Source organism: Nocardia noduli, assembly GCF_019038455.1.
In the GTDB taxonomy this organism is placed as follows: Bacteria; Actinomycetota; Actinomycetes; order Mycobacteriales; family Mycobacteriaceae; genus Nocardia; species Nocardia noduli.
The window spans coordinates 1-25,934 of record NZ_JAFMPL010000061.1 but is presented as its reverse complement, the minus strand read 5'-3'; the positions used below and the strand labels follow the sequence as shown (position 1 = coordinate 25,934).

The window sequence follows — 25,934 nt, the reverse complement described above, 5'->3', positions numbered from 1 at the left end:
TACGTCGGCGTCGTCGATTCGGGCGGAGGTCCGCTACGTCCAGCGCGCGAGCAGGCGCTTGGCCTCCTCGGCCAGCGCGAACTGGAGGTAGGGCCCGAAACTGATCCTGGCGACGCCCTGCGCGGCGAGTTCGGCCTTGTCGGAGGTGCCGGGGATGCCGATCGCGTTGACGGGCCTCGGCAATTCGGCGGTCAGGCGACGAATATCGGCATCGGAATGGCTGCCGACCGGATAGAGCACATCCGCGCCCGCCTCGGCCGCCAGTTTCAACCGCGCGATGGCACGGTCGACGCGGTCGGCCTCCTCGCCGTTCTTGCGCAGGAACAGATCGGTGCGCGCGTTGACGACGACGTGCACGCCCGCGGCGTCGGCGAATTCGCGCAGCCCGCGCACGAAATCGGCGTGTTCCTCGGGTGTGCGCAGCCGCCTGCCCTCGCTGTGCACCGTGTCCTCGATATTGAGGCCGACCGCGCCCGCCTCGAGCAGTCCCTCGATGAGCTGCGCCGGTTCGAGGCCGTATCCGGCTTCGATATCGACCGACACCGGCACCGTCACGGCGTCGGTGACCTGCCTGACCCTGGTGAGCAATTCGAGGAAGGTCATACCCTCGCCGTCGCTGCGGCCGACCGAATCGGCGACCGGATGACTACCGAGGGTCAGCGCGGAAAAACCGGCGGACACCGCGAGGTTGGCCGACCACGCGTCCCACACTGTCGGCAGCACCGCCGGATTACCCGGCTGGTGCAGCTCGAGAAAGATTTTCGCCTTCTTCTCCAATGACGTCATGGTTCGATAATCCTCTCGTCGGATGAACGCGCGGTGAGGACCGCGTCGTAGAGTTCGCGCCGTGACACCCCGGCCATGGCGGCCACCTCGCCGCACGCGTCCTTGAGCCGCATCCCGCTCGCCGTGAGTGTTTCGACCTCGCCGACCAGATCGGCCGGGTCGGCGGATTCGGGCGCCGCGCCCGCCAGCACGACGGTGATCTCACCCCGGACACCCTCCTGCGCCCACGCCGCCAATTCGGCGAGGGTGCCGCGCACGATCTCCTCGTAGGTCTTGGTGAGTTCGCGGCACACCGCGGCGCGGCGATCGGGGCCGAGCACCTGCACCGCGTCGGCCAGGCAGTCGGCCAGCCGGTGCGGGGCCTCGAAGAAGACACAGGCCCTCGGCTCGGCCGCGAGACTGCGCAGCCATTCGCGGCGCGCGCCGGATTTGCGGGGCGGGAATCCGTCGAAACAGAAGCGTTCGACCGGAAGCGCGGAGAGGGCGAGGGCGGTGGTGACCGCCGACGGGCCGGGCAGACAGGTCACCGGCAGGTCGCGTGCCACGCAGGCGGCGACCATGCGGTAGCCGGGATCGCTCACCGAGGGCATGCCGGCGTCGGTCACCAGCAGTACGGTCCGACCGCCCTCGATATCGGCGAGCAGCGTGGGAATGCGGGCGGTCTCGACGTGATCGTAGAAACTGACCACCCGCCCGGTGATCTCCACCTCGAGCGCCTTCGCCAGCGCCCTGGTTCGCCTGGTGTCCTCGGCGGCCACGATATCCGCGGTGGCCAGTGCCTCGCGCAATCGCCGCGACGCGTCGCCGACATCGCCCATCGGCGTCGCGGCCAGTACCAATCTGCCACTGACACCGCCCGCCGACACCGCCGGTTCACCTGCCGCCGATTCGTCCGTCACCGCACTCCCGCCTCGACCTGACCCCCGGCGGTCGCCGGATCAACCAGCAGCCTAGTGCTCGCCGCCGGGCCGCCGGTCGCGCCGAACGGGAGGGCGCACGCTACCGGGTCCGGATCACGAGGTTCGAGTAACGAAGACGCGAAACAGGCATCGCGGACCGGGGCCGCGTCGGCGGGTTCGCGCTGACTCGGCAGTCGTGCGAGACATCCCGGGACCGACAGGCGGCGGGGCGGCGGTGTGCTCACCGATGCGCGACCGCCGGGCGGGAACCGCATACGATCGGGGCGTGACCCAGGTGACCTCCCGTACGAGCACACCGTTCGGGACCGTGCCACAGTGGTCGAGTCCCGCCCCGCTGCGGCCGTCCCCGGATTTCGGGCCGACCGACACCCTGCGGGGCTGGGTCGTCACCGCGATCCTGACCGCCGTCGCCGCCGTGACACGGTTGTTCCTGCTGCACAGTCCCACCGACGCGCGTACCCCCGTTTTCGACGAGAAGCACTACGCGCCGCAGGCCTGGCAGATGCTCACCGGCGGCGGGGTCGAGGACAACCCGGGGTACGGCCTGGTCGTGCACCCGCCGGTCGGCAAACAGATGATCGCCATCGGCGAGGCCATCTTCGGCTACAACAGCTGGGGCTGGCGGTTCAGCGCCTTCGTCGCGGGCACGCTGCTGGTACTGCTGGTCATCCGGATCGTGCGGCGGATGGCGCGTTCCACGCTGATCGGCGCCATCGCGGGCATCCTGCTCATCTGCGACGGGGTGACCTTCGTCTCCTCGCGGATCGGCATGCTCGACATCTTCATGGCGTTGTTCGTCGTCGCCGCTTTCGGCTGTCTGATCGTCGACCGCGACGAGGTGCGGCATCGCCTGGCGCGCGCCGAGGCCCAGGGACGTATCGGCGACACGTCGTGGGGACCGCGGCTCGGTGTGCGGTGGTGGCGTTTCGGCGCGGGCGTGCTGCTCGGGCTCGCGTGCGGAACCAAATGGTCCGGCATCTATTTCATCGTCGCGTTCGGGCTGCTCAGCGTGTTCTTCGACCTCGCGGCGCGACGCACCTACGGGGTGCGCGCCCCCTGGTTCGGCACGGCGGTGCGCGATATCGGGCCCGCGCTGTACGCGCTGGTCCTGATCCCGCTCGGGGTCTATCTCGCGAGCTACTGGGGATGGTTCGCCAGCGAGACCGGGGTGAACAGGTACGCGGTCGGCAACCAGATCGGGCCGGGGGGCACCTTCTCGTTCGTGCCCGACGCGCTGCGGTCGCTGTGGTACTACAGCGGCGAATCCCTGCAATTCCACGAGGGACTGACCAACTCGGCGGGCAATCACCACCCGTGGGAATCCAAGCCGTGGACCTGGCCGATGGGCCTGCGTCCCATGCTCTACTACTACGCCGACGCCAATGTGGAGGGCTGCGGCCAATCCCAGTGCGTCAAGGCCGTCATGCTCGTCGGCACCCCCGCCATCTGGTGGATCGCGCTGCCGATCCTGGGCTGGATGCTGTGGCGCGCGATCACCCACCGCGACTGGCGCTACACCGCGGTGCTCGTCGGCTACGGCGCGGGCCTGCTGCCCTGGTTCCTCACTCTCGACCGGCAGATGTACTACTTCTACGCGGTGCCGCTCGCTCCGTTCCTGGTGATGGGAATCGCGCTGGTGCTCGGCGATATCCTCGGGCCCGCCAGGGAATTCGCCACGCGCCGAAGTCCCACGGGCGCGTTCCTGCCCCCGCTACCGAGCGAACGCCGCAGTCTCGGACTGCTGGCCGTCTGCCTGTACCTGGGCCTGGTCGTCGCGAATTTCGTGTGGCTGTGGCCGATTCTGGTGGCCCACCCCATCACGCCCAGCAGTTGGCACGACCACCTGTGGTTGCCGAGCTGGCGCTGAGGTCGCACCGGAGTACGTCACCGCGATTCGAGCGCCGCTTTCACGTAGCGCACGGCGGTTTCGTCGTCCACGCCGAGCCTGCGCACCGCCGTGACGTACTCGCTGGCCGCCCGCCCGGCCGCGTCCCTGGTCGGGTCGCCGGAGGACGCGATGAACGAGCCCTGCCTGCCCCTGGTCTCCAACACCCCGTCCGCTTCCAGCTCGCGGTAGGCGCGGGCCACCGTGTTCGGGGCCAGCCCGAGCTGGGCCGCGAGGGCTCGCACCGTCGGGATCTTCGTACCTGCGGTCAGTTCTCCCGCCCGCACCCTGGCGATGATGCCCAGGCGTAGTTGCTCGTAGGGCGGTATCGGAGAGGCGGTGTTGATCGTGAACTGGAACATGGCGGCTCACACGTCATCGCGGGCGAGTGGACAGGACAGGCACCGAGGTCCGCCTCGCCCCGACCCCAATTCGGAGCCGGGTATGGGCAGCACCTCGATGCCCGCGTCCATCAGTCGCGCATTGGTCATTTCGTTGCGTTCGTAGGCGACGACGACCCCGGGCGCGAGCGCCAGGGTGTTGTTGCCGTCGTCCCACTGTTCCCGTTCGGCGGTCACTCCGTCCAGTCCCGTATCGATCACACGCAGTTTCCCGATCCCCATCGCCTCGGCGGCGGCGGGCAGGAACGGGTCGGGCCCGCGCATCGACACCCCGTCGCCGCCGCCGCGTCCGCCGTAGTGGTTCTCGCGGCGAATCGTGAACGCGCGCAGCGAGTCCCGCACGGCGGGATACATGACCACGGCGTCGGTGTCGACCATCGTGCAGACCGTGTCCAGGTGCATGGTCGCGCGATTCTGCGCGATCGGAACGACCAGGACGGTGTGGGCGAGTTCGTCGTCGAACAGACTGCGCGCCAGGGCTTCCGCACCGGCGGGCGAGGTGCGTTCGCCGACGCCAACGGCGAGCACGCCCGACGCCAGCAACAGCACGTCACCGCCCTCGATCGGCGCGGTATGCGATTCGTAGGCGCGACGCACCCCGAGGAAACGCGGGTGGAAGGCGTAGATCAGATCGGTGAGCGAGGTCTCCCGCATCCGGGCGGGCAGCGCGAGCGAGGTGATGGCGACCCTCGGTCCGACCCAGAACGACGAATCCCTGGTGAACAGCAGATTCGGCAGCGGATCGATGACGAAATCGGCGCCGTGGTGCATCCGTCGCACCAGCGAGGCCGTGGTCGGGCCGAACGGCAGTTCGTCGAAGGTCATCCCGGCCATGAGGATGTCGGCGAGTTCGGCGGCGGGCACACCGCGCAGGTAGGCCGCGAGTTCGTCGGCGAGGGCGTGCCCGAGGCGGCGCGCGTCGACCCCGGCGGAGATGCCCTGGATCCGCGCGGCGCCGCTCACGGCGATGGTCTCGGCGAGCAGGTCGGCGAGTAACAGCACCTCGACGCCGCGATCGCGCAGGACGTTCGCGAAGGTGTCGTGCTCCTGCTGGGCCCGCTCCACCCACGGGATGCCGTCGAACAGCAGTTGATCGTTGTTACGTGGGGTCAGCCTGCGCAGCTCGTCGCCGGGACGGTGCAGCAGCACGGCACGCAGTGCGCCGACCTCGGAGGTCACACCGAGACTCGTTTCGTCGGCGAGGCCGGGCGCCTCGTCGGGCGGACTCGCTCCGGTCCCCCCTGGCAACGCGTCTGCTCCCATGGTCCGACCGTAGTTCGCGAATCGCTTCCGAGCACGCAATTCGCCCTTCGAATACGCCGGTGTCCGAATCTCACACCCGCCGACATCAACCTGAAGTATTGTTGAGGTGAATGGAGGAGCGTGCATGTCGACTGCCGATTGGCGAGCGAAGGAACTGACCCCCGGGCAACTGTCCGAGCGTAGCGGAGTGGCCGTTTCCGCGTTGCACTTCTACGAACGCGAAGGCCTCATCAGCAGTCGTCGCACCAGTGGGAATCAACGTCGGTACACCCGTGAGACTTTGCGCAGGGTCGCGTTCATCCGCATTTCCCAACGGGTCGGCATACCGCTCAGCGAGATTCGGTCGGCACTGGACAAATTGCCCGAGGGCCGCACCCCGACCAGGCGGGACTGGGAGACGCTGTCCACCACCTGGCGCACCGATCTCGACGACCGGATCAATCAGCTGATCCGCCTGCGCGACAACCTCACCGGCTGCATCGGCTGCGGCTGCCTGTCACTGGGCAGCTGCAAACTGGTGAACGAACACGACCGGCTCGGCGTCGACGGCCCGGGCGCCCGCGTCCTCGACACCCACCTCAACTGCTCTTCGAAACCAACAGCCTGCTGAACGTGGCGCTGACCCGCCGCATCAGGAAGTCGTACGGGTAACGGAACTTTCGCACCCACCAGAAGCCGAATCGAATATCGAACGAGCTGTAGACGATGAACCGATTGCGTTCGACGCCGCGCAGAATCGCGTTCGCCACCCGTTCCGGCGGAATGGCGTGCCCGGTGAATTTCGCGGTGAGTTTACGCACGCGCGGATCGTCGCGGTCCACACCGACCAGATCCACACTGTGCACCAGCGGCGTATTCACCGCGCCGGGCGCCACCAGGTGCACGGAAATGCCGTGGCGGCGCAAATCGATGCGCAGCACCTCGGAGACACCGCGAATTCCGAATTTGCCCGCGCTGTAGGCCGCGTGCCACGGCAACGCGATCAACCCCGCCGCCGAGGACACGTTCACCAGTGCGCCACCGCGGCCCGCCCGCACCATCGGCGGCACGAAATTCTCGATGACGTGGATGGGCCCCATCAGATTGACCTCGACCATATTCCGCCAGTGCCGGTGTTCCAGCGTCTCGACGGTGCCCCACGCGGAGACGCCCGCGACGTTCATGACGATATCGAGGGCGTCGTGCTCGGCGTGGATATCGGCGGCGAACGCGGTGACCGCGTCGTAGTCGGTGATGTCGAACGCCCGGCTCGCCAGCACGGTTCCGCCCGCGGCGCGAATGGATTCGGCCGTGTCGGCCAACCCCTCTTCGGCGATATCGGTGAGCACGAGCAGCGCCCCCGCGTCGGCCGCGGCCAGCGCCGTCGCCCGACCGATTCCGCTCGCCGCACCCGTGACCAGTACCTTCGCCCCGCGCATCGTCCTACGCCCGAGTTCTCGCACCGCTGCTCCCTGTCCTCGAGTCCACCCGCTTCGTCCCCGCAGGCTACTCGGCCGGTCGCACGAGGGCCCATGCCTTACGGCCGATCTGTGACAGGTCACCGACCGAGGACGTCGAGCATGCCCGCCACCGCACGCGGCCAGGTGAACTGTTCGGCGCGGATTCGCGCGGCCCGTCGCCGCCCCACGGTCGGCAGCGCGAGCACGTCGGTGACCGCGTGCGCGAAGGCCGACGGGTGATCGGCGGCGACCGCGCCGCATTCGGCCGTGACGATGTCGACCAGCGCCGAGGAACGGCTCGCGACCACCGGGGTGCCCGCGGCCAGCGCCTCCAGCGCGGCGAGCCCGAAGGTCTCGTGCGGGCCGGGCGCGAGCGAGACATCCGCGGTCGCCAGGAGTTTCGCCACCATGGTGCGATCGGAGATGAATCCGGTGAAGTGCACGGCGGGTGATCCGTCCGGCAGCGCGGGCAGACTCCGCGCCCTGCGTTCGAGCGCCTCGCGACGCGGCCCGTCCCCCGCGACGACCAGTCGCGCGGCCACACCGTCCTTGCGCAGTTCGCCGACCGCCTCGATGCTGCGGTCCACCCGTTTCTCCACCGAGAGCCGTCCGCAGTGCACCAGCAGCGGATGATCTCCGACACCGAGGTCCGCGCGCAGCCGATCGTCGCGCCTGCGCGGGCTGAACAGATCGAGATCCACCCCGAGCGGTACGAGTTCCGCGTTCGCCGCACCGATCCGCAGGAATTCGGCCCGCGCGAATTCCGTTGTGCAGACGACGATGTCGTACTCCTCGGCGGTGCGGCGGTTGGCGATATCGGCGCAGCGGCGCGCGAGCGAACCCGGCATCACCTGGCCGAGCAGCCGGTCGAGCCGCTCGTGCGAGATCATCACGCTCGCCACGTCGCGGCGGCGGGCCCACCGTCCGAAACCGCGCAGCGTCAGCCGGTCGGACACCTCGAGGACGTCGGGGGCGAGCCCGGCGAGCACATCGGCCACCCGGCGCGGATCGGCCGCGCGGTAGCCGCCGGTCCACGGGATCGCCAGCGCAGGCAGGGTTATTCGCACCGCACCGGTCGGCAGCACCTCTTCGCCACGACGCGGACCAGGCACGATCAGGACGACCTCGTGTCCCGCCGCCACATATCCCTCGCCGAGGTGGTGCAGCGCGGTGCGCAGACCACCGGACCGCGGACCGTAGAAGTTCGCCAGCTGCACGATGCGCACCAGCCGATGGTGTCCCCGGCACCGTTACCCCGGGGACTGTAGCGCTCAACGGGGCGTGAACAGCTGGGGAAGAACGCGCGAAACCGCGGTTCAGCGCGCGGTCTGGGTACGCCCGACGCGCGGCAGATCCAGATCCAGCGGAATCCGGCCGAGCGCCAGATGTTCCTCCACCTGATCCGCGGGCATCGGCCTGGCGATGAGGAATCCCTGGGCGCGATAGCAGCCCAGACCGACGAGGGTGCGCGCGGCGACGGCGGTTTCGACACCCTCGCCGACGACGCCGAGACCGAACGATCCGGCCAGGCCGATGATGGATTTCACGATCGCCAGATCGTCGGTGCTCGCGCCGAGTCGCTGCACGAAGCCGCGATCGATCTTCACCGCGTCGACCGGAAGCGCCTTGAGGTGGGACAGCGAGCTGTAGCCGGTGCCGAAATCGTCGATGGCGATCTGCACGCCCATGCGTTTGAGTCCGCGCAGGGTGACCTGCGTGCGCGCCAGATCCTGGACGACGACGTGTTCGGTGATCTCCAGGCAGACCGAACTGCCGTCGATGCCGAACAGCCGCAGGATGTCCTCGATACGCTCGACGAAATCCAGGCTGACCAACTGCACCGGCGAGACGTTGATCCGCATCACCACATTGCCCGCCAGCCCGCGCCGCCGCCATTCCGCGAACTGCGCGCAGGCCGACCTGATCACCCAGCGCCCCAGCTCACCGGCCAGGTTGGTGGCCTCGGCGACGGTGACGAAAGCGGCCGGGGGTAGCAGGCCCCTGGTCGGGTGCATCCAGCGAACAAGCGCCTCCAGCGCGACGATCCGACCGGTACGCAGATCCACCTCGGGCTGGTAGTGCAGGAGCAGGGAACCGTCGGAGACCGCGCCGCGCAGATTCAGCTCGACATCGTCCTGGAGTTCGAATTGCGCGCGCATGGCGTCGGTGAAGACCGCGACGCCGTTGCCGCCCCCGGATTTGGCCGACAGCAGGGCGTGATCGGCGCGGCGCAGCACGTCGGCGACGGTGGTCTCGCCGGGAATGCCGACCGCGACGCCGACGCTGGCCCCACGGCTGACCGATTCACCGCCGACGGTCACCCGCCTGCCGATCAACTGCTGGATCCGCGCCGCCTCGTATTCCGCGGCGACCGCGTCCATCGGCTTGGCGGGCACGATGACGAATTCGTCGCCGCCGAGGCGGGCGATCATGTCGTTGGGGTCCAGATGCTCACGCAGCCGCGACGACAGCGTCCTGATGAAATTGTCGCCCGCGGTATGCCCGAGGAAATCGTTGAGCGCCTTGAGCCGGTCCAGGTCGAGGAAGAAGGCGGCGACCGGTCCCGGGGAGCCCGCGCGCAGACGCTCTTCCATGTGTTCGAGCAGCGCGCGGCGGTTGGCCAGCCCGGTCAGGTCGTCGTGCAGCGCGATGTAGCGCAGTCGCTCCTCGGCGACGACCCGCGCCTGGAGTTGGGCGAACAGCGCGGCGATGGCCTTGAGCACATTCAGTTCCCTGGTGCTCCACTCGCGGTCGCCCTCTTTGATGAACCCGAGCACCCCGGTCGACTCGCCGCGCGAGAGCAGCGGCATGGCGGCCGAGGTGACCTGCGGAATACCCGAGGCGCGTCGCACCGTCTCCTGGTAGTCGGCGAATTCGGGGGTCGGCCTGGCCAGCACCGGTTCGGTCGAATGTTCGAGCTGCCGGAAGACGCCGTCGGCGCTCTCGAAGTAGATGATGCCGAGCGGATCGGGATCGGGCACCTGCTGACGGTGCGGCCATTCGGCGACCAGGACCGTCGCTCGCCGTTCGCGGTCGGTATGACGCACGTAGCTGAAATCGACATCGAAGTATTCGACCAGCTGGGCGAGCACGCGTTCGGTAGCCGCCACCATGGTCGTGGCGTCCACACCCATCAGCTCGGAGGCGACCTGGGTCACCAGTGAGTCGAGTGTCCGCCGAGGCACTTTGTCTCCGATCGCGCTAACTACGGCTGTCCACGCCCGGCAGCGGACGCCGCCTGCTCCGTACCGGGGCAGTGTCGGCGGCCGGGTAACTCAAGCGCAGAACCAATGCCATGATCTCATGCCCCGGCACTCCAAGTAGGTTCAGGAAACGGCTCTGAAGTGACGCTAGTGTATCCACGTAGTCGGGGGAAATCGCGGCTAGTTCACCAGAACTTCGCGCGTAGAGGTACATCGGCGAGATCGGTTGCACCGCCAGACCGTGCCGCTGCGCCTCGATCCACACCCGTGACACCGCCGTACCCGCCCTCGCGTAGCCCTCGAGACGGGAATCCACCGCGTCGGCTGTCACCGCGTCGAACGGCACCGCGTCGAAGGTGACCGCGACGAGTGCCGATCCGGTGAGCACCCGATCCCTGGTGTAGGCGCCCAGTGCCGCGCCACCGTCCCAGGACCGCAAACGCGCCATGACATCGGCGCGGCGTGCTATCTCGAAACCCGCCCACTCCTTCGGGGTCAGCGCGAGGCTACGCGCGTCGATGCCGACGTCAGGATCGTCCTCGGGCCAGCGCACCTCGTCCATCATCTCCGCGTGCGTCCGCGGGGTCAGATAGCGCACCCGGTCGGATTCGCCGCAGAGCGTCGCGGCCACCGCCAGATCGTCTCGGTCGGTGAGCACACGCAGATTCGCTCCCGAGTCGACCGCGACGGCGGTCAGCGCGGTCAGGACCGGGTCCGGTATCGCCGCGCCGGTGCCGAGTGCGCGATCGGTCGCGCGGGTGAGCACGGCCGGATAGTCCGCGGCCAGCACCGGATCGTCGCCGTCGCCCAGCGTCAGCACGCCCGTCAGCGCGACGCCCGCGTCCTGTTCGACGAATCGGTGCGGCCCGAGCAGTCCGTGCGCCGCCGCGGCGGTCCGCGCGTTGTACAGCGCGGCGCCGAGCGCGACCGCGCTGCCGCGGAATCCGATATCCATCGCCGACGACGCTTCCGGCGCGAGTTCGATCCGCAGCGCGCCTGCCTCGGCCCGCAGCCGCCACGGCTGGGAATTACCGCCGGAGGGCGCCCGCTGGGCGGCCGTCACGATCGCGCCGATCGGATCGACGGCGGGTGCGGGCTCGGGCGGATCGTCCCAGATCGGCTCGCCCTCGGGCGTGGGCTCGGCCAGATCGTCCAGGCACTCGTCCACGTCGATCCTGATACGTCCCGACGGCAGTTTCCGGCCCAGCCCGATCCGCCTGGCCGCCGCCACCACGCTCGCCGCCCCGTGCATGACATCGCCGCCCAGCTGCGGCCAGCTCGACAGTGTCTCGCCGACCTCGACCATGCTCGCCGCCATTCGCGCCGACAGGCCACGCGCCCCGAGCAGACGCACCACGAACGGGGCTTTGTCCTGCGCGGAGAGACCGCGCAGATCGGCCGCGCGCACCCCGCCGAGCAGACCGTGGAAGGGCTCCCGATCCGGTTCGAGGTCGAAGCGCTCGACATCGAGCAGGCCGCGGTCACTGGTTTCCATCAGCAACGGAATCCGGTGCGCTGCCGCCGCCTCGCGGATCACCAGTTTCATGTCGAGCGAATCGCATTCCTCGATGACGATCGACAATCCGGCGAGGAACGCGTCGACGGAATCGTCGTCGACACCGGTCTCGAAGATCTCGACCGGCAGGTAGGGGTCGAGTTCGGCGATCTTGCGCGCCGTGACGACGGCCTTGTTGACGCCGATGTCGAATACCGTGCCCGGCACCCGATTCAGATTCGACAGTTCGATGTCGTCCAGGTCGGCCAGCCGCAGCGTGCCGACGACGCCCTCCAGCGCGAGCAGATAGGCGATCGCGTGTCCGACGCTCTGACCGACGACACCGATCGTCGAGGTGGCCAGCCGGTCCTGTTCGGCGCGGGTCAGTTTGTTGCGATTGCGATCGAGGCGCACCGCGCGGAAGACATCCGGGCCGGGAAGTCCGACCAGGGCGCGACGCCACGGGTAGTAGATCCACCGTGGCGAATCCGGATCGGCGACCGACCGCGCGGTGTCGGCGAGGCGGTCGAACTCCGCGCGCAGCGGTTCCCGCAGGTCGATGTGCTCGATATGCGGCAGGTCGCGCAATTCGGCCAGGGTTCTCGCGTGCGCCGGGTCGGTCTCGTCCAGGATCAGCGGGCGATGGTCGGGCACTCGGCCGGGATCATCCCCCATGGCCGTCCCGCCCCTGTGCGGCCCGCTCGCTGCCCGGCGGCGCGGCGAAGTAGGAATGGTCGGCCTCGGCGAGTGCGCGGGTCTCGGCGCGGATCCGCGCGCTCTGCGACCGGTCCGCGAACGCCCGATAGGTGCGGGTGTCCCACCAGATCGGGACGGTCCGGTAGCGCTCGTCCGGGAAGGGCACCGACGGTATGTGCGCGGCGCGCACGGCCCCGCTGGCCCGATGCCGAGGCACCGTGAAGGTGGCGACGGTGGCGAATCCGAAGCGGGCGTCCAACAGCAGCGCGCCGTGCAGCACGGCGCGCGAGACCACGTCACCGAGTGCGGATCGGTGCGGCGAGTCCCGCGCCACCCAGGCGCCCTTGGCCTCGACCACGCCCTCGGGAATGCGGTCGGCGACCATGCGCCGCAGTTCCACGGCGCCGCGACGCCCGTTCCAGTCGGCGACACCGCGGACCTCGTCGACGTGGGTGTACCTGCCCTGGATCCGGACACCGGCGACCGCCTCGCCCGCGGGGTCCACACCGAGGAAGAACAGCGCCGTCGAGGCGCCGTCGCTCGTCCGCTCGAATTCGAGCGCGGGTTCGACGCCGAATTGACGGTAGACCTCGTGCGCCCCGTTCAGATAGCGATTCCACAGGGCGGGACACGCGGCGGGAGCGGCGACAAAGAATGTGTATCCGGATTGCTCGTCACGGAATCGCGGGATTCCCGCGCCGAGAGCGTCCTCCGGAACGACTGCAATCGCTTCGACAGTCATCGGTATTCCTACTCCGTTGCTCCGCGCTCGCGCACGGTCGTTCATACCCCATCCGGTGAACCCGGCCCCCTGATTCGTTCGGGCGGCAGAGTCGCCTAGGGCAGTATCCGTCATCCCACGAGAATTCACCAGGCGTCCGGCTAACCTTCCGGAAACATCGAGAAACGACCCGAGTTACCGCAGTTCAGGACCCTGACAGCCAATCCGATTCGCAACGAAAAGACCAGTTGGTTCTCTCATCGCAATTGACGGGCTATCAAACGAGGATGGAAATGAAGAGTTCGACCGACTCCGGCCCACGCCAGATCTCTATTTCCTCGCGGTAGGCGCGGGTGATCTCGGCCGAGGCCGTCGCGTCGTCCACCTGCGCCCAGACGTCCTCCACCGGATCGTGGTAGTCGCCGTTCGGCTCGAAGCGGGCGTACACACCCTTGGGCACCCGGACCAGAAGGTCACCGACCGGGACCGCCTGCGGCGCGCGGTACTCGAAACACACCATCGCGTTGTAGTTTCCCGCGGGATCGGGCACGTAGACGGTGAACAGCGGCTGGGACGTCGCCGCCCGGTCGCGCAGTCGATCCTTGAGGAATTCGATCAGATCGCTGTTGCTGACCTTGAAGCTCGGACGCACCCGAGGAACGACCAGCCCACCGTAGATCGCCTCGTTGCGGACAACGATCGCATAGCTCATCGGGGATCTACCGCCAGATACAGATCGATTTTGTAGGCGTGCGGATAACACTCGAAATCGCCGGTATAGGTGCGCTTGATCTGGTTGTGCTCCTCGGCATAGGCGATCTGCGTCCACAGGTCGGTCATCACCTGCGGAAAGTTACCGACAGAAGAGAAGCGGGCATAGGAGCCGCCCCGAAGCAGTGCCACGAGATGACCGCGCGTGACTTCCTCGAACGTCGCGCACTGATATCCGACGATCTGGGTGTGGTAAGTGCCGAGTTCGCCGCTGTAATCGGTATACGCACTCGCGAGCGGGCCGCCCAGATCCTGATGCAGCACCGCGGCCCATGCGGCCTCCAGATCCTGGTCACGCAATTCTCCGAGCGCACGTTTCGGGCTGCGCACCGGTAACCCGGCAACCCACGTCTCGTCCCGCTCGACGATTTCAAACTGCATGAAAAGACTCTTTCGAGATATATCCGGGGGCGACGCCCGCATCCGGTCGGACAGAAAGGCCATGCTATCAACACGGCCGGAGGGAAAACGATCACCTCGGCCGCCGGGTTCCCTGCCGCACACCCGGTTTGAACTGGACAGATGTCCGCCAAGGGGGCTTGCACCCGGGCGGCGCGGCGGCCCTTCGCCGGGCGCGCCGAACCGGCACCCCGACCCCCGCACGGGGTTCGCAATCGCGGGGCAATCCCGGGACGTGCCGTCACAGCGAACACCCGCGCCGAAACCCGGCACGAGCAGACTCACCGCTATTCGATCAAGCCCGACGGCGTGTCCGGCCCGACCGGCCGGATCAGACAGGTCAGGAACCGCGACGGGCCGTGCGGAAGCCGGACACAGGACAGTTCGACCGGTTGCCAGCCCCGCGACAACGTGAGCAATCGCACCACCCCGCGCGCCCGATCCACCCGGTTCTCCACCAGAGATCGCAGCGCCGTCAAATAGATCCCGATGTCATCGGGGTGGATCAGATGGGTGGTGGCCAGATCGAATTCCCCCGCGCCGGACGGATCGGTGCCCTTGGACGCGGGATGATGACGCCACGCGATATCACCGAGCGGAGGCGTCAGCCATTCGATGATCTGCATGGTCTCGGCATCGATCAGAGCGGTGGTGCCGCCGAGCAGCGCGACGGCGGCGTCGTCCCGATAGGTCGGGGCGATCAGGCCGGGTTCGCGCGCGGGTTCGACCTGGAGCAGCAGCCCCCGCAGGACATTCGGCCCGTGGTGGCGGAAGAATCCGAACACCCTGGCACTGCGTTCGTCCGGGGTGCGCACCTGCATGGCGCCCTGCCACCTGGTCCCCGGCCGCGAGTCCAGCGCCGCCGTCATCAGCCGGTCGCGCTCCTCGCATTCGATGATCCGCGACAGGAACCACGCGCCGTGCAGCCGCGGATGCCCGTGCGGCAGGACCGTCCCGCCCGTCCCGTCCGCCAGCACCGTCCACTGCCTGCCGTGCCAGAGGAAGACGTCGATACCGGGCGCGGGATCACGCCGCCGCCTGCCGACCCACAACCGCACGGCCAGCGGCGTCCCGTCCGGACCCGGCACCGGTTCGGCGTGCACATCCCGCCGTTCCCCCCGCACGAGGACCTCGCGATCGCAGCTCTCGTTGCTCTCGATGGCCTGCGCCACCGCCGAACTCGCCACCGTGGACAGCGTCCCCGGCCGCACCAGTCGGTGCAGCGAGCGCTCACGCGCCGTCCGCTCCTCCGGCACCTGCCTGATCGCCCGATCCGGTTCCGCGGCGTCTATCACGTACCACATATCCCACCCCTCGACTTCGTTCGGACGGTCGCATTCCCCTGCCCGTCACCCCGCCTGAGCTCCGTCCCTGTCCCACCGGATGCTCGTCGCACCGACTCTACGACCACTGGCGCACGAGAACACAGTCGAGCAGACTCGGTCACCATGCGGACCCGGATGCACGTCCACGCCGAACACGTCCTCCGACAGCGCCACCGCCCGGTGCCGCGACGCCGATCCGGATCCCCCGCATGAGTCCCGCGATCCCCGCCATCCGCTGCGGCGCGCGAATCCGTGAGCAGCCGGTGGCGCACGAACGCGCGGGCCGTCTCGCCGCGACGTTCGCCGCGCGGGGTATCGGCCGCGGTGATCGCGTGGCGGTGCTGCTGCGCAACGACATCGAATTCCTCGAGGTCTCCCTCGCCGTCGCCACCTGCGGCGCGAATCCGGTGCCGATCAGCACCAGGTGGCAGGCGCGCGAGATCGCCCACGTGCTCACCGACGGCGGCGCGCGGATCGTCATCGCGCATACGGAGTTCATCGCCACCGTCGAACGGGCCATCGAATCCGCCTGTCTCACAGCGCGGATCGTCGAAGTGGCGATGCCGGTCGAACTACTCGACGAAGCCGGGCTCGACCACACCGCGGCGACGCCCACGGGCAGGCACCCCACCCTCGAGCAGTGGATCGCCGACAGCGAGACGCCGTTGGGCCACGTCGACGGGGCGATCGCCGATTCGATGGGCCTGATCTACACCTCCGGCACCACCGGAGCCCCCAAAGGCGTACTGCGCGAACGGATGACGCCGACGCAACTGCTGTCCATCGCGGGCGGCACGGCACAGCGGATGGGCCTGGTCCCCGGTGGGCGCATGCTCGTCGCCGGGCCGCTGTACCACACCAGCCCGAACGCGGTCGCCGTGCTGGCGCTGCGCATGGGCACCGACATCACGATCATGCCGCGTTGGGACGCCACACGCTTCCTGGGACTGGTCGACGAACGACGGATCACCCAGGCCAAAGTCGTGCCGACGATGCTGTCGCGTCTGCTGTCGGTGCCCGACGACCTCCGCCGCCGCTACGACGTCTCCAGCCTGACCCACCTGATCCATTCCGCCGCGCCGTGCCCGCCCGCGGTCAAGCGCGCGGCCATCGACTGGTTCGGCGACGCCCTGATCGAGTTCTACGGCTGCACCGAGGCAGGCACCATCACCTGGATCAGCGCCGACGAATGGTCGGCGCGTCCGGGCAGTGTCGGTCGCGGCGTGGACGGGTCGGCCGCCGTCGTCGCCACCGCGGACGGAATCCGGCTTCCCGCAGGCGAAATCGGCCGGGTGTTCGTGCGCGGCGCGGACTACTGGCCCGCGTTCCGCTATCTGGGCCGCGACACCGAGTCCACCGCACCGATCCCCGGTTTCCTCGATATCGGTGATACCGGCTACCTCGACGAGGACGGCTACCTCTACCTGACGGGCCGCTCCAGCGAGATCGTCATCTCCGGCGGGGTGAACATCTATCCCGCCGAAATCGAATCGGCCTTCCTCGAATTCGACGGTGTCGAGGATGTCGCGGTATTCGGCATCCCGCATCCGGGGGATCTCGGCGAAGCCGTCGCCGCGCATGTCGTCGCGCGTCCCGGTGCGCTTCTCGACGCCGAGGAATTGCGGAAAGGATTGCGCGACCGGCTCGCCGACTACAAGATCCCGCGCGAACTGCGAATCGTCACCGAACTCCCCCGCGACGATTCGGGGAAGATCTACAAACGCCGACTGCGGGCGCTCTACCCGGACTGAATCCGGTTGCGCGACGGCAGAACCCGTACCGCGCGAGCCCTGATCAGCTACGCGGCTTCGATATACGCCTTGACGCGGTTCAACGTCTCGAGCATCCCCTCGCGATTGGTCCGCCCCCGCCAACGACCGGCCAACGCCCAGTACAACCGCAGCGGCACCGTCCTGGACAGTTCGAACGATTCGGTGACATCCGTGCCGCCGTCGACCGGTTCGAACACATAGCGCCAGGTGTTGATGGCCATACCGCCGGGGCCGAGCACGATGAAGGCGAATTCACGTCCCGGTTCGCTCGCGATCACGCGACACACCGTCGAATATTTGAGACCCCAGCCGTTGCGGTTCACATGTCCGCGGAATTTCGCCCCGACCACGGGCTCCTTCGCGTCGCCCACCCATTCGGCGGCGAAGGTCTCGGGGCTGAATCGCCCGGTTTCGGTGATATCGCTGACGAGTTCCCAGATCTTCTCGGCGGGTGCGGCCATCCGAACTGTCACGCTGTCCTGCATACCCGCACGCTAGCAGGCGCGGCAATCGACTCAGCCGATGATCGGCGCCGGTCTATTGTTCCTCACCGATCACGGCGGTGAATTCGCGTAGCCGGGTGCGGAACTCGACCAATTCCGTGGGATCCCAGCCGATGGCGCAGGCCAAACGTCGCGGAATATCGGCCGCGCGCTCGCGCAATGCCACCCCGTCGTCGGTCAACTCGACCCGCACCGACCGTTCGTCCTCGGCGCTACGGCTGCGCGTCAGCAGTCCGTTCGCCTCCAACCGCTTGAGCAGCGGCGACAGGGTGCCGGAGTCCAGGTCGAGCGCCGCGCCCAGATCCTTCACCGCGACGGGCCCACGGTCCCACAGCACCAGCATCACCAGATATTGCGGATAGGTCAGCCCGAGCGGATCGAGCAACGGACGGTACAGTCGCGTCACCGCGCGGGAGGCGGCGTACAGCGCGAAACACACCTGGCTGTCGAGCCGCAATTCCTCGCCGACGGCGATCTCACCCTGCGTCATCGTCACACCTCCTACCTAAACGGTAGCGGGCAACTCAATTGCACACAATAATCGCTGGTGTGACGCCTGTCGCCCGGTTTGCCGGGTGTCAGCAGCCATCGGGACCGCAGGACTCCGCGTCCTCGGCGGCGACCGTGACCAGCGACGAACGGGCGGACCACGCCTGCTCCAGCGCGCGGGTGAACGTCTCGGCCTGCTGCGCACCGGAGACGCCGATCCTGCGGTCGAAGACGAAGAACGGCACACCGTTCGCGCCGAGTTCGGCGGCCTCGCGCTCGTCGGCGCGCACCTGCGCCGCGAACAGACTGTCGTCGGCGAGCACGGCGCCCACCTCCCGCTCGTCGAGTCCGGCCGCGACGCCGAGTTCGAGCAGTCGCGCCGGGTCGAAGGCCGAGCGCTCGTCCGCGAAATTCGCCCGGTACAGCAGCGTCAGCAATTCGTCCTGACGGTCGTGTTTCGCGGCCAGATGCAGGAGCCGGTGCATATCGAAGGTATTGCCGTGGTCGCGACCCTCGGTGCGATATTCCAGCCCCTCGTCGCGCGCGTTCTGCGCGGTCCCGAGTTCGGCCTGCCTCGCCTGTTCCTCGGTCAGCCCGTATTTCGCGGCGAGCAACGGCAGCAGCGGCGTGGCCGCACGCGGTGACCCGGCATCCAGTTCGAAGGACCGGTACACCACCTCGACCTCGTCACGATGGGCGAATCCGGCCAAACCCTTCTCGAATCGGGCCTTGCCGACGTAGCACCACGGGCAGGCGATATCGGACCAGATCTCGACGCGCATCACAGCTCACTTCCGCATTTCCCGGCAACGGGGCATCTCCCCGGTTCCGAATAGCTGAAACATTGCCTGACCGGCGAATATTCCGAGACCGCCGAGGCCGACGGTCATGGATTCCCATGCCGGTCTTGTCCTGTTTACCCGATTCGCCTACGCTCCGGCCCTCGTGAGTACAAGCGCGGCAATCGAATCGCGAAAAGAGAGATACACGTGGGGGGCGGTGACCGCGTTCGGAGTGATCGCCGGTTACGCGGCGGTTCTGCTCGCTGACGCCAGGCACTACTACACCGACGACACCGAGGCCCAGTACGCGCCGATGTGGGTGCACCTCGGAAACGAGATGCGCGAGGGACGTTTTCCCGCGCTGGTGCCGTGGGAGTGGATGGCGGGCAACTACTCACTGGAGGAAGCGGGTCTCTACAACCCGCCCCAACTGCTCGCCCATTTCCTCGCGCCGTCGATGGACAACCTCGCCGTCTACGCCACCCTGGTGAAACTGGTCTTCTCGATCATCGCCGGACTCGGCGTCTACCGGACCTGCCTCGCCTACGGCGCGCGCGCACCGTGGTCGGCCCTCGCGGGTGTCGCCTTCCCGCTCAGCGGATGGTTCCTGTTCTTCGACCAGGCCAGCTGGATGACCTCGCACACCGCCACCGCGTGGCTGGTGAACGCGTGGGCCTCGGCCGTGCTCTACGCCCGCGGTCGCGGCGGACCGATTCCGCTGTTCGTCTTCCTCTACCTGACACTGACCGTCCAATACGCCTTCCCCGCGGTGCTCGCGGGGTTGATGATCGCGGCGGTGCTCGCGGGCGAGTACGTCCACCGGCGTGAGTGGCCGCCGATCCGGCGGCTGATCCTCGCCTCCGGTTGCGCGGCGCTCGCGGCGTTGATCGCCAATCTGCCCGGCCTGCTCTCCTCGCAGGTCACCTGGCGCGGCAACGCAAAGATCCACAACGATCCGTTCCTCACCGTGCCGTGGTCGGAATCGCTCAACGCCAGCCTGCCCAGCACCACCCCGGCGTTCACGGCCTGGTGGGGCCACGTCCAACCACTGCCGATGGTCTACATCGCCTGGTTCCTGATTCCGGCGTTGGCCTTCATCGACTGGCGGGCGGTGGCGCGCTCGGCGCGCGAGATCAGCGGCATCGCCTTCTTCGCGGCGGCCGTGCTCATGTGGACCGCGGGCCCCGGCGCCATCGGCCCGCTGCGCTGGCCCGCGCGCGTACTCCCGATGCTGGCCGTCACTCTGCTCGTGTTGGTGTGTGTACTGCTCAGCCGCCACGGCGTGTTCGCCTCCTCACGCAGGCGGGCCGTCGCGGCGGCGACATTGATCGGCGTGCTGTTCATCCGATCGGTCTCGGCGGCCCCCGAACTCGTCCTGCGCCATCTCCTCGCGGCGCTGACCGTCGCGGCACTCGGCGCGGCCGCGGTGTGGCTCGCCCGCCACAAGGGCGCGGCCACGGCGTGCGTACTCGCCATCGTGGCGATGCTGCCGATCGCCTTCGGCCAGGTGGAAGCCTCGCCCAGCACGCCACTGTCCTACAACTTCCCGGAACGCCGTTCGACGATGACCGCGGCCTTCCCCGACTTCGACGGTCGCACACTGCAACTCGCCGACCGTGCCCTGCTCGCGCCGCAGGACCGGAGTATCACCGACGCGTACGGGTCACTCGCCATCGGCAACTACGCCAAGAACCTCGGCCTGGAATACGTCAACGGCTACACGCCCATCGGACACGCCGCCTTCGCGGGTCTGCTGTGCATGGCCTGGGACGGCAGCACCTGCGCCGACGGTTTCCGCCGCGCCTTCGCGACCGAACCGTCCACCGGGCGAACGATCGTCGACCTGATGAAGATCGACCGCGTGGTGCTGCACCGGGCCCAGTACCCGAACGCCCGTGACCACGCCGCGCCCGAGGGCTGGCAGTGGGTCGACTACCCGGGGCACGAACGCTACATCGTCGTCCTCGAACGCGTCGACGGCCTGATCTCCACCCGCAACGGCATCATCGCCGACACCGAAGGCGTTCTCGCCACCGCGACCAGGCACAACAGTTTCACCAGCAACGCCCGCGTGACCTCGATCGAAGGCGGCCGGGTTGTCCTGTCCCGACTCGGCTGGCCCGGCCACCGCGTCACCCTGAACGGCGACGAGATCCCGTACACCACCGTCGCGGGCACCTTCATCGCCGTCGACCTCCCCGCGGGCACCGACAACGCCGAACTCGTCCTCGCCTGGCGCCCGCCGGGCTGGGAACTCGGCATCGCGGGCGCCTCGGGCGGCCTGGCCGGAATCGGGCTGTTGCACTGGGCCTTTCACCGGCAGCGCCGCCGCGACCTCGAAATTCCGGCGGACGAGCCGGCCGGAAACGAGAGCTCGCTGGTGGGTACTTCGTCGACGACGTGAGGTCTGGCGTCGTCGGCACCGACCCGGCAGCGGGCGGCCGACGGTACGACCGGAACCGTCATCGCGCGGGTCGCCGACCGCATGGCGGCTCTGCCGTTGTCCCCCGGATTTCCGTGGCAGTCGCACGGCGGTTCGCCCGACGGCCGCCTCCCGCCGTCATCCCGGCCGCGACGTGGCAGATGACGAACGGGCGCGCTGTCCCGCGCGACTCCCGGCGGGCGCCGCACCCGGTCAATCGACGGTCACGTCCGAACCTCGGCGCGGCAATGGAAGCCACTGCGAACCCTCGATCCCCTCCGGCAACGCGACGACCTCGCGCCGCATCCGGTGAACCAGAACCATCGACCCGGCCAGCACCCCGCAATAGGCGATGACGTAGGCATTGATCAGCAGTGGCGACACCGGCCACGACGGCGGTAGCAGGAAGACACCGATCGACACCCAGGTCGGACTCCAGTGGTAGGCCCACGCACCGGTCGACAGGAAGAGCGCGACGGCGACGATCCACCAGCCGCGCCGGTACTGCGCCCGATGGACCAGGTAGACCAGCAACGGCACGAACCACACCCAGTGATGCCCCCACGCGTAGGGCGAGATCACGCAGGCGGTGAGCCCGGCCAGGATGACCGCGAGCAGTCGCTCCCCACACCGAGACAACTCGGCGACGACCGCCGAACTCAGCACCGCGACCGCCGCCGCGAGTACCAGCCACAACCACACCGGGGCCGGTCGTCCGATCAGGTGGGCCAGCGCGCCGCGCAGCGATTGATTGGCCGGATGCGTGTCGACCGCGATCCGGCCCGACTGGAAGAAGGTCGAGGTCCAGTACCGGCGCGAGTCCTCGGGCAGCACCACCCAGCTCACCACGACCGTCGCGACGAAGACGCCCGACGCGGTCGCCGCCGCACGCCACTGCCGCAGCGCCAGGAACTGCACGACGAAATAGCCGGGGACCAGTTTGATGCCCGCCGCGATACCGACGCCGAATCCGCGCCCCCGGCTGCCGTCGGCCCGCGACCAATCCCACAGCACGAGCAGCATCAACACCAGATTGATCTGCCCGTAGTACAGGGTGGTGCGCACCGGTTCGAGGAAAACGCATGTCGCGGTCAGCAATACGCTCAGCCCGAGCAGATTTCGCCCGATCCGATAGCCGAGGATGCGCCAGCTCAGCAGCACGCAGCCGAGCAGCACCACGATATTCACCGCGAGCCAGGTATCGGTGACCGCCGACCACGGCACCCGTTCTATCGGGAGAAAGGCGAGCGCCGAGAACGGGGTATAGGTGTAGAGAAGTCCGCGGAACGTCGGCTCGGTATAGAGCGCGCGGCCGTGCAGTATCCGCCAGGCACCGTCCCGATAGACATGCACGTCCAATCCGCCGACCAGGATCCCCGATTTATCGAGCCACGGATCGACCGTGGTGAGGACAAGAATCAGCGCCGCGACCGCACCGATCGCGAGAACGAAAAACGTCGGCCCGGTGCGAGGGAAATCCAATGGCCGCGAATTGCGCACGGACAGTTAACTTACCGAAACAGCGAATCACAAACATGTCACTGTCATTACGTTCAGCTTGCACCCGCATGGCACCGACACGGAAACCCGGCGTGAACAGGTCGCAAACCTGTGCCGAGACAGTTTCCGAGTGGGGCGTGTCACCCCGCGGTTGCTACTGCTCGCCGCGCAGTTCGGGAAAGCTCGCGCGCAGATTGTCCAGGCAACGCAGCACCTCGCGCAGTTCACGTTGCAGCAACTGCGATTCGGTATTGGCCCTCGGGGTTCCCCGGCTGGTCAGTCCCATCCCCCGGATGGCGGAGGTGAGCGTCTCGGCCTCCGCGACGAGCAGGTCGTAGAACACTCGCGCCTGTTCCACATCGGATCGATCCCGCACTCGTCCCTCATCACGCCGAACCGGATGATGGTTTGTCCGGTTTCCCCTCCATGGTTACGCGTCGGCGAACGGCCGTCAAACGCGACGCCACCCCCACCGGATCAACCGATGACCTGGCAGGAACTGCCCGTATCTATTCCGGTGTGCCGCACGTCGACCGCGATGTACTGCGACGAGGTGTACCGGCCGGGCTCGGACTGGATCGCGACGAGATTCTGCGCACCGACACGGGTCGGCGTCCAGGTGACGGTGACGGTGTTGTTCTCCGGATGGTGCACCGCCGCCGAGGGCAGCCGTTCGCCGTTGCCCGGTATGACTCCGCCCGCGACCATGAAGAACACCGTGCCCGGCGGGATGACCGCATCGGTGACGACGGCGGTCACGGTGTAGCGGCAGCCGACCGCGAGTCCCTCCGGACCCGCCGCGACGCTCACCGAGGTCACCTCCGCCTGCGCGGACGCCCCCGCGACGACCACCGCCGCCGCTGTCGCCAGCAACGCCGCGGCGCCGACCGTGATCCGGGACATGAACCTGGTCATTCGCGCTGCCTCCTGGTCGTCTACGGAATTCCTACTATAGGAGCGGGATCCGTGACACCGCGCCGGTTTCCACCCCCCGGGCTCGGAGGGCCGTACTCCGGCCCGGTCCGTGCGCCCAGCTTCCCCGGAGCGTCCGAGGACATCGCGGGCACCGGCTAGCCTGGACCCGCACGGCTGATTCGTCCTACCGCGAAACCGCTGGAGGTATCTTGCGCATCATTCGATTCCTGGCCGTAGTGCTCGCGCTGGCCGGGTGCTTCGTCCTCACCGGTCCGATCGCGCTCGGCGATCCGATCGCCGTCGACGACGTCACCGGTAAGAGAATCGACGATGCCCTGGCGGTACGGGCATCGGAGAGTGGCCGGAACAGAGCGGATCTGGTCGAACTGCTGTCGCGGCAGTTCCTCGGCACGCCCTACGGCGCCGATATGCTCGTCGGCTCCGCGTCGCGGCCGGAACAATTGGTGGTCGATTTCCGCCGCGTCGACTGCTTCACCTACCTGGATTACGTGGCGGCGCTGAGCGAATCCGGCGACCGGGATCAGTTCCTACGGAATCTGATCGATACGCGCTACACCGAAGGTCGCGTCGATTTCGCCCAGCGCAGGCATTTCTTCACCGACTGGGCGCATACACGGAAGATCAACGCCACCGACGTCACCGCATCGGTCGATCCCCGCGCGGTGACCGTCACCAAGGATCTGAACGCGAAGGGCGACGGCGGGAACTACCTGCCCGGCCTGCCCGTCGTCCGACGCGATATCACCTACATCCCGAGCGAATTCGTCGACGAGGCCGTCATCGCCCGATTGCGCAACGGCGACTACATCGGCGCCTACGCCGACCAGCCCGGCCTCGACGTCACCCACGTCGGTATCTTCGCGACGACGCCTTCGGGTCCGGTCCTGCGCAACGCCTCCTCGCTCGCGGCGAACAACAAGGTCGTGGACTCACCGTTGCTCGAATACGCGAGAACTGTCCCCGGAATCGTCGTCCTGCGCCCGGTGTAGGGCCGTTCAGTTCGGCGGGAACTGTCCGTTCGCCGTCACCGTGGTTCCGGTCAGGGTGAATGTCACGACGCTCGGTCCGCCCTGCGGGCAGCACAGCGGATCTTCCTCTCTCGGCCAGCGGTATTGCACCGACACGGTGTCGCGGGTCTTGCCGAGAACCGTCGTGTACGCGTACGGCTGCGCGCTCGCGGTACCGAGATACTTTCCGCCGGTGAAGAACAGGATGTGCGTGCCCGGGTGAATTCCCGGCCATTCCACCGTCATCCACGACAGGACACCGGAACATCCGGCCTCGATCGGATCATCGCTGCCCGCCTGGATCTCCCAACCGTCCCCCGCCGGGGGCTCGCCCAAACGCGCGACCGACGACGCCGCGAGTGCCGAGTTCACATCGAAGCAGAGGCCGTGACCGCTACCCTCCGGCACGGGCTGCGCGGTCGGGCTTTCAGGTTTCGGCGTGGCGGGCGAAGTCACCTCGGGTGTCCCGGGTTTCGACGTCACTTCCGGCGCCGTTTCGACCGGGGAACCAGCGCTCGTGGTCCGCGGCGTCGTCGGACTCGCCGAGGACGTCGCGGCACTCCCCGTCGAGGTCCCGCCCCCGGTCGACGTGCCCGAATCGGTGCCGCACGCGGCGACTCCGATCACTACGCTCGCCGCGATCGACAACACCGCCGATAATTTGACATTCATTTCGCACCCCTCGAAGCCCATGGGCTTTCTACGATTTCGATATTCGATCGTGTCCGGACGAATATCCGCGCACCGATAAACACGCTGCGCGTTATCGCCGCGTGACGAATATTCGTGTCCCCCAACTATTGTCAGGTGTATCGGAGCTGTTTTCGAGGTGTTACAGGAATTCCCGGGGATGAATCGATGCCCACTAGCGAATATCGATCACACCCGAGCAGCGCACCGGCGGCACCTGGATCGGCCCCGCGTTGACCGTCGTCAGATCCACCCGGACCGGTCCGGCCCCCGTCGGCAGATGCAGGAAGAACACGGGATTGGTCGACCCGAGCCCCACCCGGCCGTTCCCCACCGCCTCACCGGATTCACCGGTCGCCAGATTCGTCCACCGGATCGCCGGGTTGGTCTGGTACCCCCAGATACTCGGCTGCGCCGAGGTGATCTCGATCGTCGGCCGCCCCGGCGTCGCATCCCACTGATACGCCGCGATCCGCCCCGCGTACGGCAGGTCGACGATATTCGGACTCAACCCCCAGCAGATGACATC

Annotated in this window: 26 protein-coding genes; 5 read left to right on the top strand and 21 right to left on the bottom strand. The window is 68.0% G+C overall.

Features of this window, described 5'->3' with window-relative positions:
- Nucleotides 1-33 precede the first annotated feature (33 nt).
- Complete coding sequence (locus tag JZ792_RS26410; protein WP_216914478.1) at nucleotides 34-786, bottom strand: isocitrate lyase/PEP mutase family protein; 753 nt, start codon at nucleotides 784-786, stop codon at nucleotides 34-36.
- Nucleotides 783-1,685: a 16S rRNA (cytidine(1402)-2'-O)-methyltransferase gene (rsmI, locus tag JZ792_RS26405; protein ID WP_308165470.1), complete on the bottom strand. Its 903-nt coding sequence runs from the start codon at nucleotides 1,683-1,685 to the stop codon at nucleotides 783-785. Before rsmI ends, JZ792_RS26410 begins: the two co-directional genes overlap by 4 nt.
- A 247-nt stretch (nucleotides 1,686-1,932) precedes the next feature.
- On the opposite strand from rsmI, the gene JZ792_RS26400 reads away from it, so the two are divergent.
- Nucleotides 1,933-3,573 (top strand): dolichyl-phosphate-mannose--protein mannosyltransferase, encoded by a 1,641-nt coding sequence (locus tag JZ792_RS26400; protein ID WP_216914476.1) that lies wholly within the window; start codon nucleotides 1,933-1,935, stop codon nucleotides 3,571-3,573.
- Between the two features lie 17 nt (nucleotides 3,574-3,590).
- On the opposite strand, the gene JZ792_RS26395 is transcribed toward JZ792_RS26400, so the two are convergent.
- Both JZ792_RS26395 and arcA read right to left on the bottom strand, forming a co-directional pair.
- Nucleotides 3,591-3,953, bottom strand: coding sequence for a GntR family transcriptional regulator (locus tag JZ792_RS26395; protein ID WP_109527814.1), 363 nt, complete (start codon nucleotides 3,951-3,953; stop codon nucleotides 3,591-3,593).
- Between the two features lie 6 nt (nucleotides 3,954-3,959).
- Complete coding sequence (gene arcA / locus JZ792_RS26390; RefSeq protein ID WP_216914474.1) at nucleotides 3,960-5,255, bottom strand: arginine deiminase; 1,296 nt, start codon at nucleotides 5,253-5,255, stop codon at nucleotides 3,960-3,962.
- A 124-nt stretch (nucleotides 5,256-5,379) separates the two neighbouring features.
- Between arcA and soxR the strand changes: the two genes are divergently transcribed.
- Nucleotides 5,380-5,865, top strand: coding sequence for a redox-sensitive transcriptional activator SoxR (gene soxR / locus JZ792_RS26385; protein ID WP_109527813.1), 486 nt, complete (start codon nucleotides 5,380-5,382; stop codon nucleotides 5,863-5,865).
- Here the strand turns inward: soxR and JZ792_RS26380 are convergent.
- The 8 genes from JZ792_RS26380 to JZ792_RS26345 all read right to left on the bottom strand — a co-directional run bounded on the left by JZ792_RS26380 (nucleotide 5,834) and on the right by JZ792_RS26345 (nucleotide 15,283).
- Nucleotides 5,834-6,673 (bottom strand): SDR family oxidoreductase, encoded by an 840-nt coding sequence (locus JZ792_RS26380; protein WP_216914517.1) that lies wholly within the window; start codon nucleotides 6,671-6,673, stop codon nucleotides 5,834-5,836. The genes soxR and JZ792_RS26380 overlap by 32 nt on opposite strands.
- A 119-nt stretch (nucleotides 6,674-6,792) precedes the next feature.
- Nucleotides 6,793-7,920: a glycosyltransferase gene (locus JZ792_RS26375; protein ID WP_216914472.1), complete on the bottom strand. Its 1,128-nt coding sequence runs from the start codon at nucleotides 7,918-7,920 to the stop codon at nucleotides 6,793-6,795.
- Between the two features lie 90 nt (nucleotides 7,921-8,010).
- Nucleotides 8,011-9,828 (bottom strand): putative bifunctional diguanylate cyclase/phosphodiesterase, encoded by a 1,818-nt coding sequence (locus tag JZ792_RS26370; RefSeq protein ID WP_216914515.1) that lies wholly within the window; start codon nucleotides 9,826-9,828, stop codon nucleotides 8,011-8,013.
- Nucleotides 9,829-9,895: 67 nt separating this feature from the next.
- Nucleotides 9,896-12,067, bottom strand: a complete 2,172-nt coding sequence (locus JZ792_RS26365) for an Rv1355c family protein (protein ID WP_216914470.1) — start codon at nucleotides 12,065-12,067, stop codon at nucleotides 9,896-9,898.
- On the bottom strand, nucleotides 12,057-12,830 hold the full coding sequence (locus JZ792_RS26360) for a hypothetical protein (RefSeq protein WP_216914468.1): 774 nt from the start codon (nucleotides 12,828-12,830) through the stop codon (nucleotides 12,057-12,059). The genes JZ792_RS26365 and JZ792_RS26360 overlap by 11 nt, the downstream gene beginning before the upstream one ends.
- A 256-nt stretch (nucleotides 12,831-13,086) precedes the next feature.
- Nucleotides 13,087-13,521 (bottom strand): GyrI-like domain-containing protein, encoded by a 435-nt coding sequence (locus tag JZ792_RS26355; RefSeq protein ID WP_216914466.1) that lies wholly within the window; start codon nucleotides 13,519-13,521, stop codon nucleotides 13,087-13,089.
- A complete protein-coding gene (locus JZ792_RS26350) occupies nucleotides 13,518-13,961 on the bottom strand; it encodes a GyrI-like domain-containing protein (protein WP_109527807.1) in 444 nt (147 codons plus the stop codon). The genes JZ792_RS26355 and JZ792_RS26350 overlap by 4 nt, the downstream gene beginning before the upstream one ends.
- 305 nt (nucleotides 13,962-14,266) lie before the next feature.
- Nucleotides 14,267-15,283, bottom strand: coding sequence for a GAF domain-containing protein (locus tag JZ792_RS26345; RefSeq protein WP_216914464.1), 1,017 nt, complete (start codon nucleotides 15,281-15,283; stop codon nucleotides 14,267-14,269).
- Between the two features lie 230 nt (nucleotides 15,284-15,513).
- Here JZ792_RS26345 and JZ792_RS26340 point away from each other — a divergent pair, with 230 nt between their 5' ends.
- A complete protein-coding gene (locus tag JZ792_RS26340; RefSeq protein ID WP_216914462.1) occupies nucleotides 15,514-17,055 on the top strand; it encodes an AMP-binding protein in 1,542 nt (513 codons plus the stop codon).
- A 47-nt stretch (nucleotides 17,056-17,102) separates the two neighbouring features.
- Here the strand turns inward: JZ792_RS26340 and JZ792_RS26335 are convergent, their stop codons facing one another.
- The 3 genes from JZ792_RS26335 to JZ792_RS26325 form a co-directional block, all read right to left on the bottom strand.
- On the bottom strand, nucleotides 17,103-17,561 hold the full coding sequence (locus JZ792_RS26335; protein ID WP_216914460.1) for an SRPBCC family protein: 459 nt from the start codon (nucleotides 17,559-17,561) through the stop codon (nucleotides 17,103-17,105).
- A gap of 52 nt (nucleotides 17,562-17,613) precedes the next feature.
- A complete protein-coding gene (locus JZ792_RS26330; RefSeq protein WP_216914458.1) occupies nucleotides 17,614-18,069 on the bottom strand; it encodes a MarR family winged helix-turn-helix transcriptional regulator in 456 nt (151 codons plus the stop codon).
- Between the two features lie 88 nt (nucleotides 18,070-18,157).
- A complete protein-coding gene (locus tag JZ792_RS26325; RefSeq protein WP_216914456.1) occupies nucleotides 18,158-18,850 on the bottom strand; it encodes a DsbA family oxidoreductase in 693 nt (230 codons plus the stop codon).
- A gap of 106 nt (nucleotides 18,851-18,956) precedes the next feature.
- On the opposite strand from JZ792_RS26325, the gene JZ792_RS26320 reads away from it, so the two are divergent.
- A complete protein-coding gene (locus JZ792_RS26320) occupies nucleotides 18,957-21,254 on the top strand; it encodes a putative glycosyltransferase family protein (RefSeq protein WP_254190380.1) in 2,298 nt (765 codons plus the stop codon).
- A 231-nt stretch (nucleotides 21,255-21,485) separates the two neighbouring features.
- On the opposite strand, the gene JZ792_RS26315 is transcribed toward JZ792_RS26320, so the two are convergent.
- From JZ792_RS26315 to JZ792_RS26305, 3 genes are all read right to left on the bottom strand, one after another.
- The gene (locus JZ792_RS26315; RefSeq protein WP_308165467.1) at nucleotides 21,486-22,772 is read right to left on the bottom strand and encodes a glycosyltransferase 87 family protein; all 1,287 of its coding nucleotides are present in this window, start codon (nucleotides 22,770-22,772) and stop codon (nucleotides 21,486-21,488) included.
- A 154-nt stretch (nucleotides 22,773-22,926) separates the two neighbouring features.
- A complete protein-coding gene (locus JZ792_RS26310) occupies nucleotides 22,927-23,148 on the bottom strand; it encodes a hypothetical protein (RefSeq protein WP_216914454.1) in 222 nt (73 codons plus the stop codon).
- Nucleotides 23,149-23,249: 101 nt separating this feature from the next.
- Nucleotides 23,250-23,687, bottom strand: a complete 438-nt coding sequence (locus tag JZ792_RS26305; RefSeq protein WP_216914452.1) for a hypothetical protein — start codon at nucleotides 23,685-23,687, stop codon at nucleotides 23,250-23,252.
- A gap of 209 nt (nucleotides 23,688-23,896) precedes the next feature.
- Here JZ792_RS26305 and JZ792_RS26300 point away from each other — a divergent pair, with 209 nt between their 5' ends.
- Nucleotides 23,897-24,697 carry a DUF1460 domain-containing protein gene (locus JZ792_RS26300; protein WP_216914450.1) on the top strand — a complete coding sequence of 267 codons (801 nt, stop codon included), beginning with the start codon at nucleotides 23,897-23,899 and terminating at the stop codon, nucleotides 24,695-24,697.
- A 6-nt stretch (nucleotides 24,698-24,703) separates the two neighbouring features.
- On the opposite strand, the gene JZ792_RS43050 is transcribed toward JZ792_RS26300, so the two are convergent.
- The 3 genes from JZ792_RS43050 to JZ792_RS26285 form a co-directional block, all read right to left on the bottom strand.
- The gene (locus tag JZ792_RS43050; protein ID WP_216914448.1) at nucleotides 24,704-25,123 is read right to left on the bottom strand and encodes an LppP/LprE family lipoprotein; all 420 of its coding nucleotides are present in this window, start codon (nucleotides 25,121-25,123) and stop codon (nucleotides 24,704-24,706) included.
- A gap of 19 nt (nucleotides 25,124-25,142) precedes the next feature.
- The gene (locus JZ792_RS26290) at nucleotides 25,143-25,325 is read right to left on the bottom strand and encodes a hypothetical protein (protein ID WP_216914446.1); all 183 of its coding nucleotides are present in this window, start codon (nucleotides 25,323-25,325) and stop codon (nucleotides 25,143-25,145) included.
- Nucleotides 25,326-25,580: 255 nt separating this feature from the next.
- Nucleotides 25,581-25,934: hypothetical protein (locus JZ792_RS26285; protein WP_216914445.1), on the bottom strand; the 354-nt coding region annotated here is incomplete at its 5' end.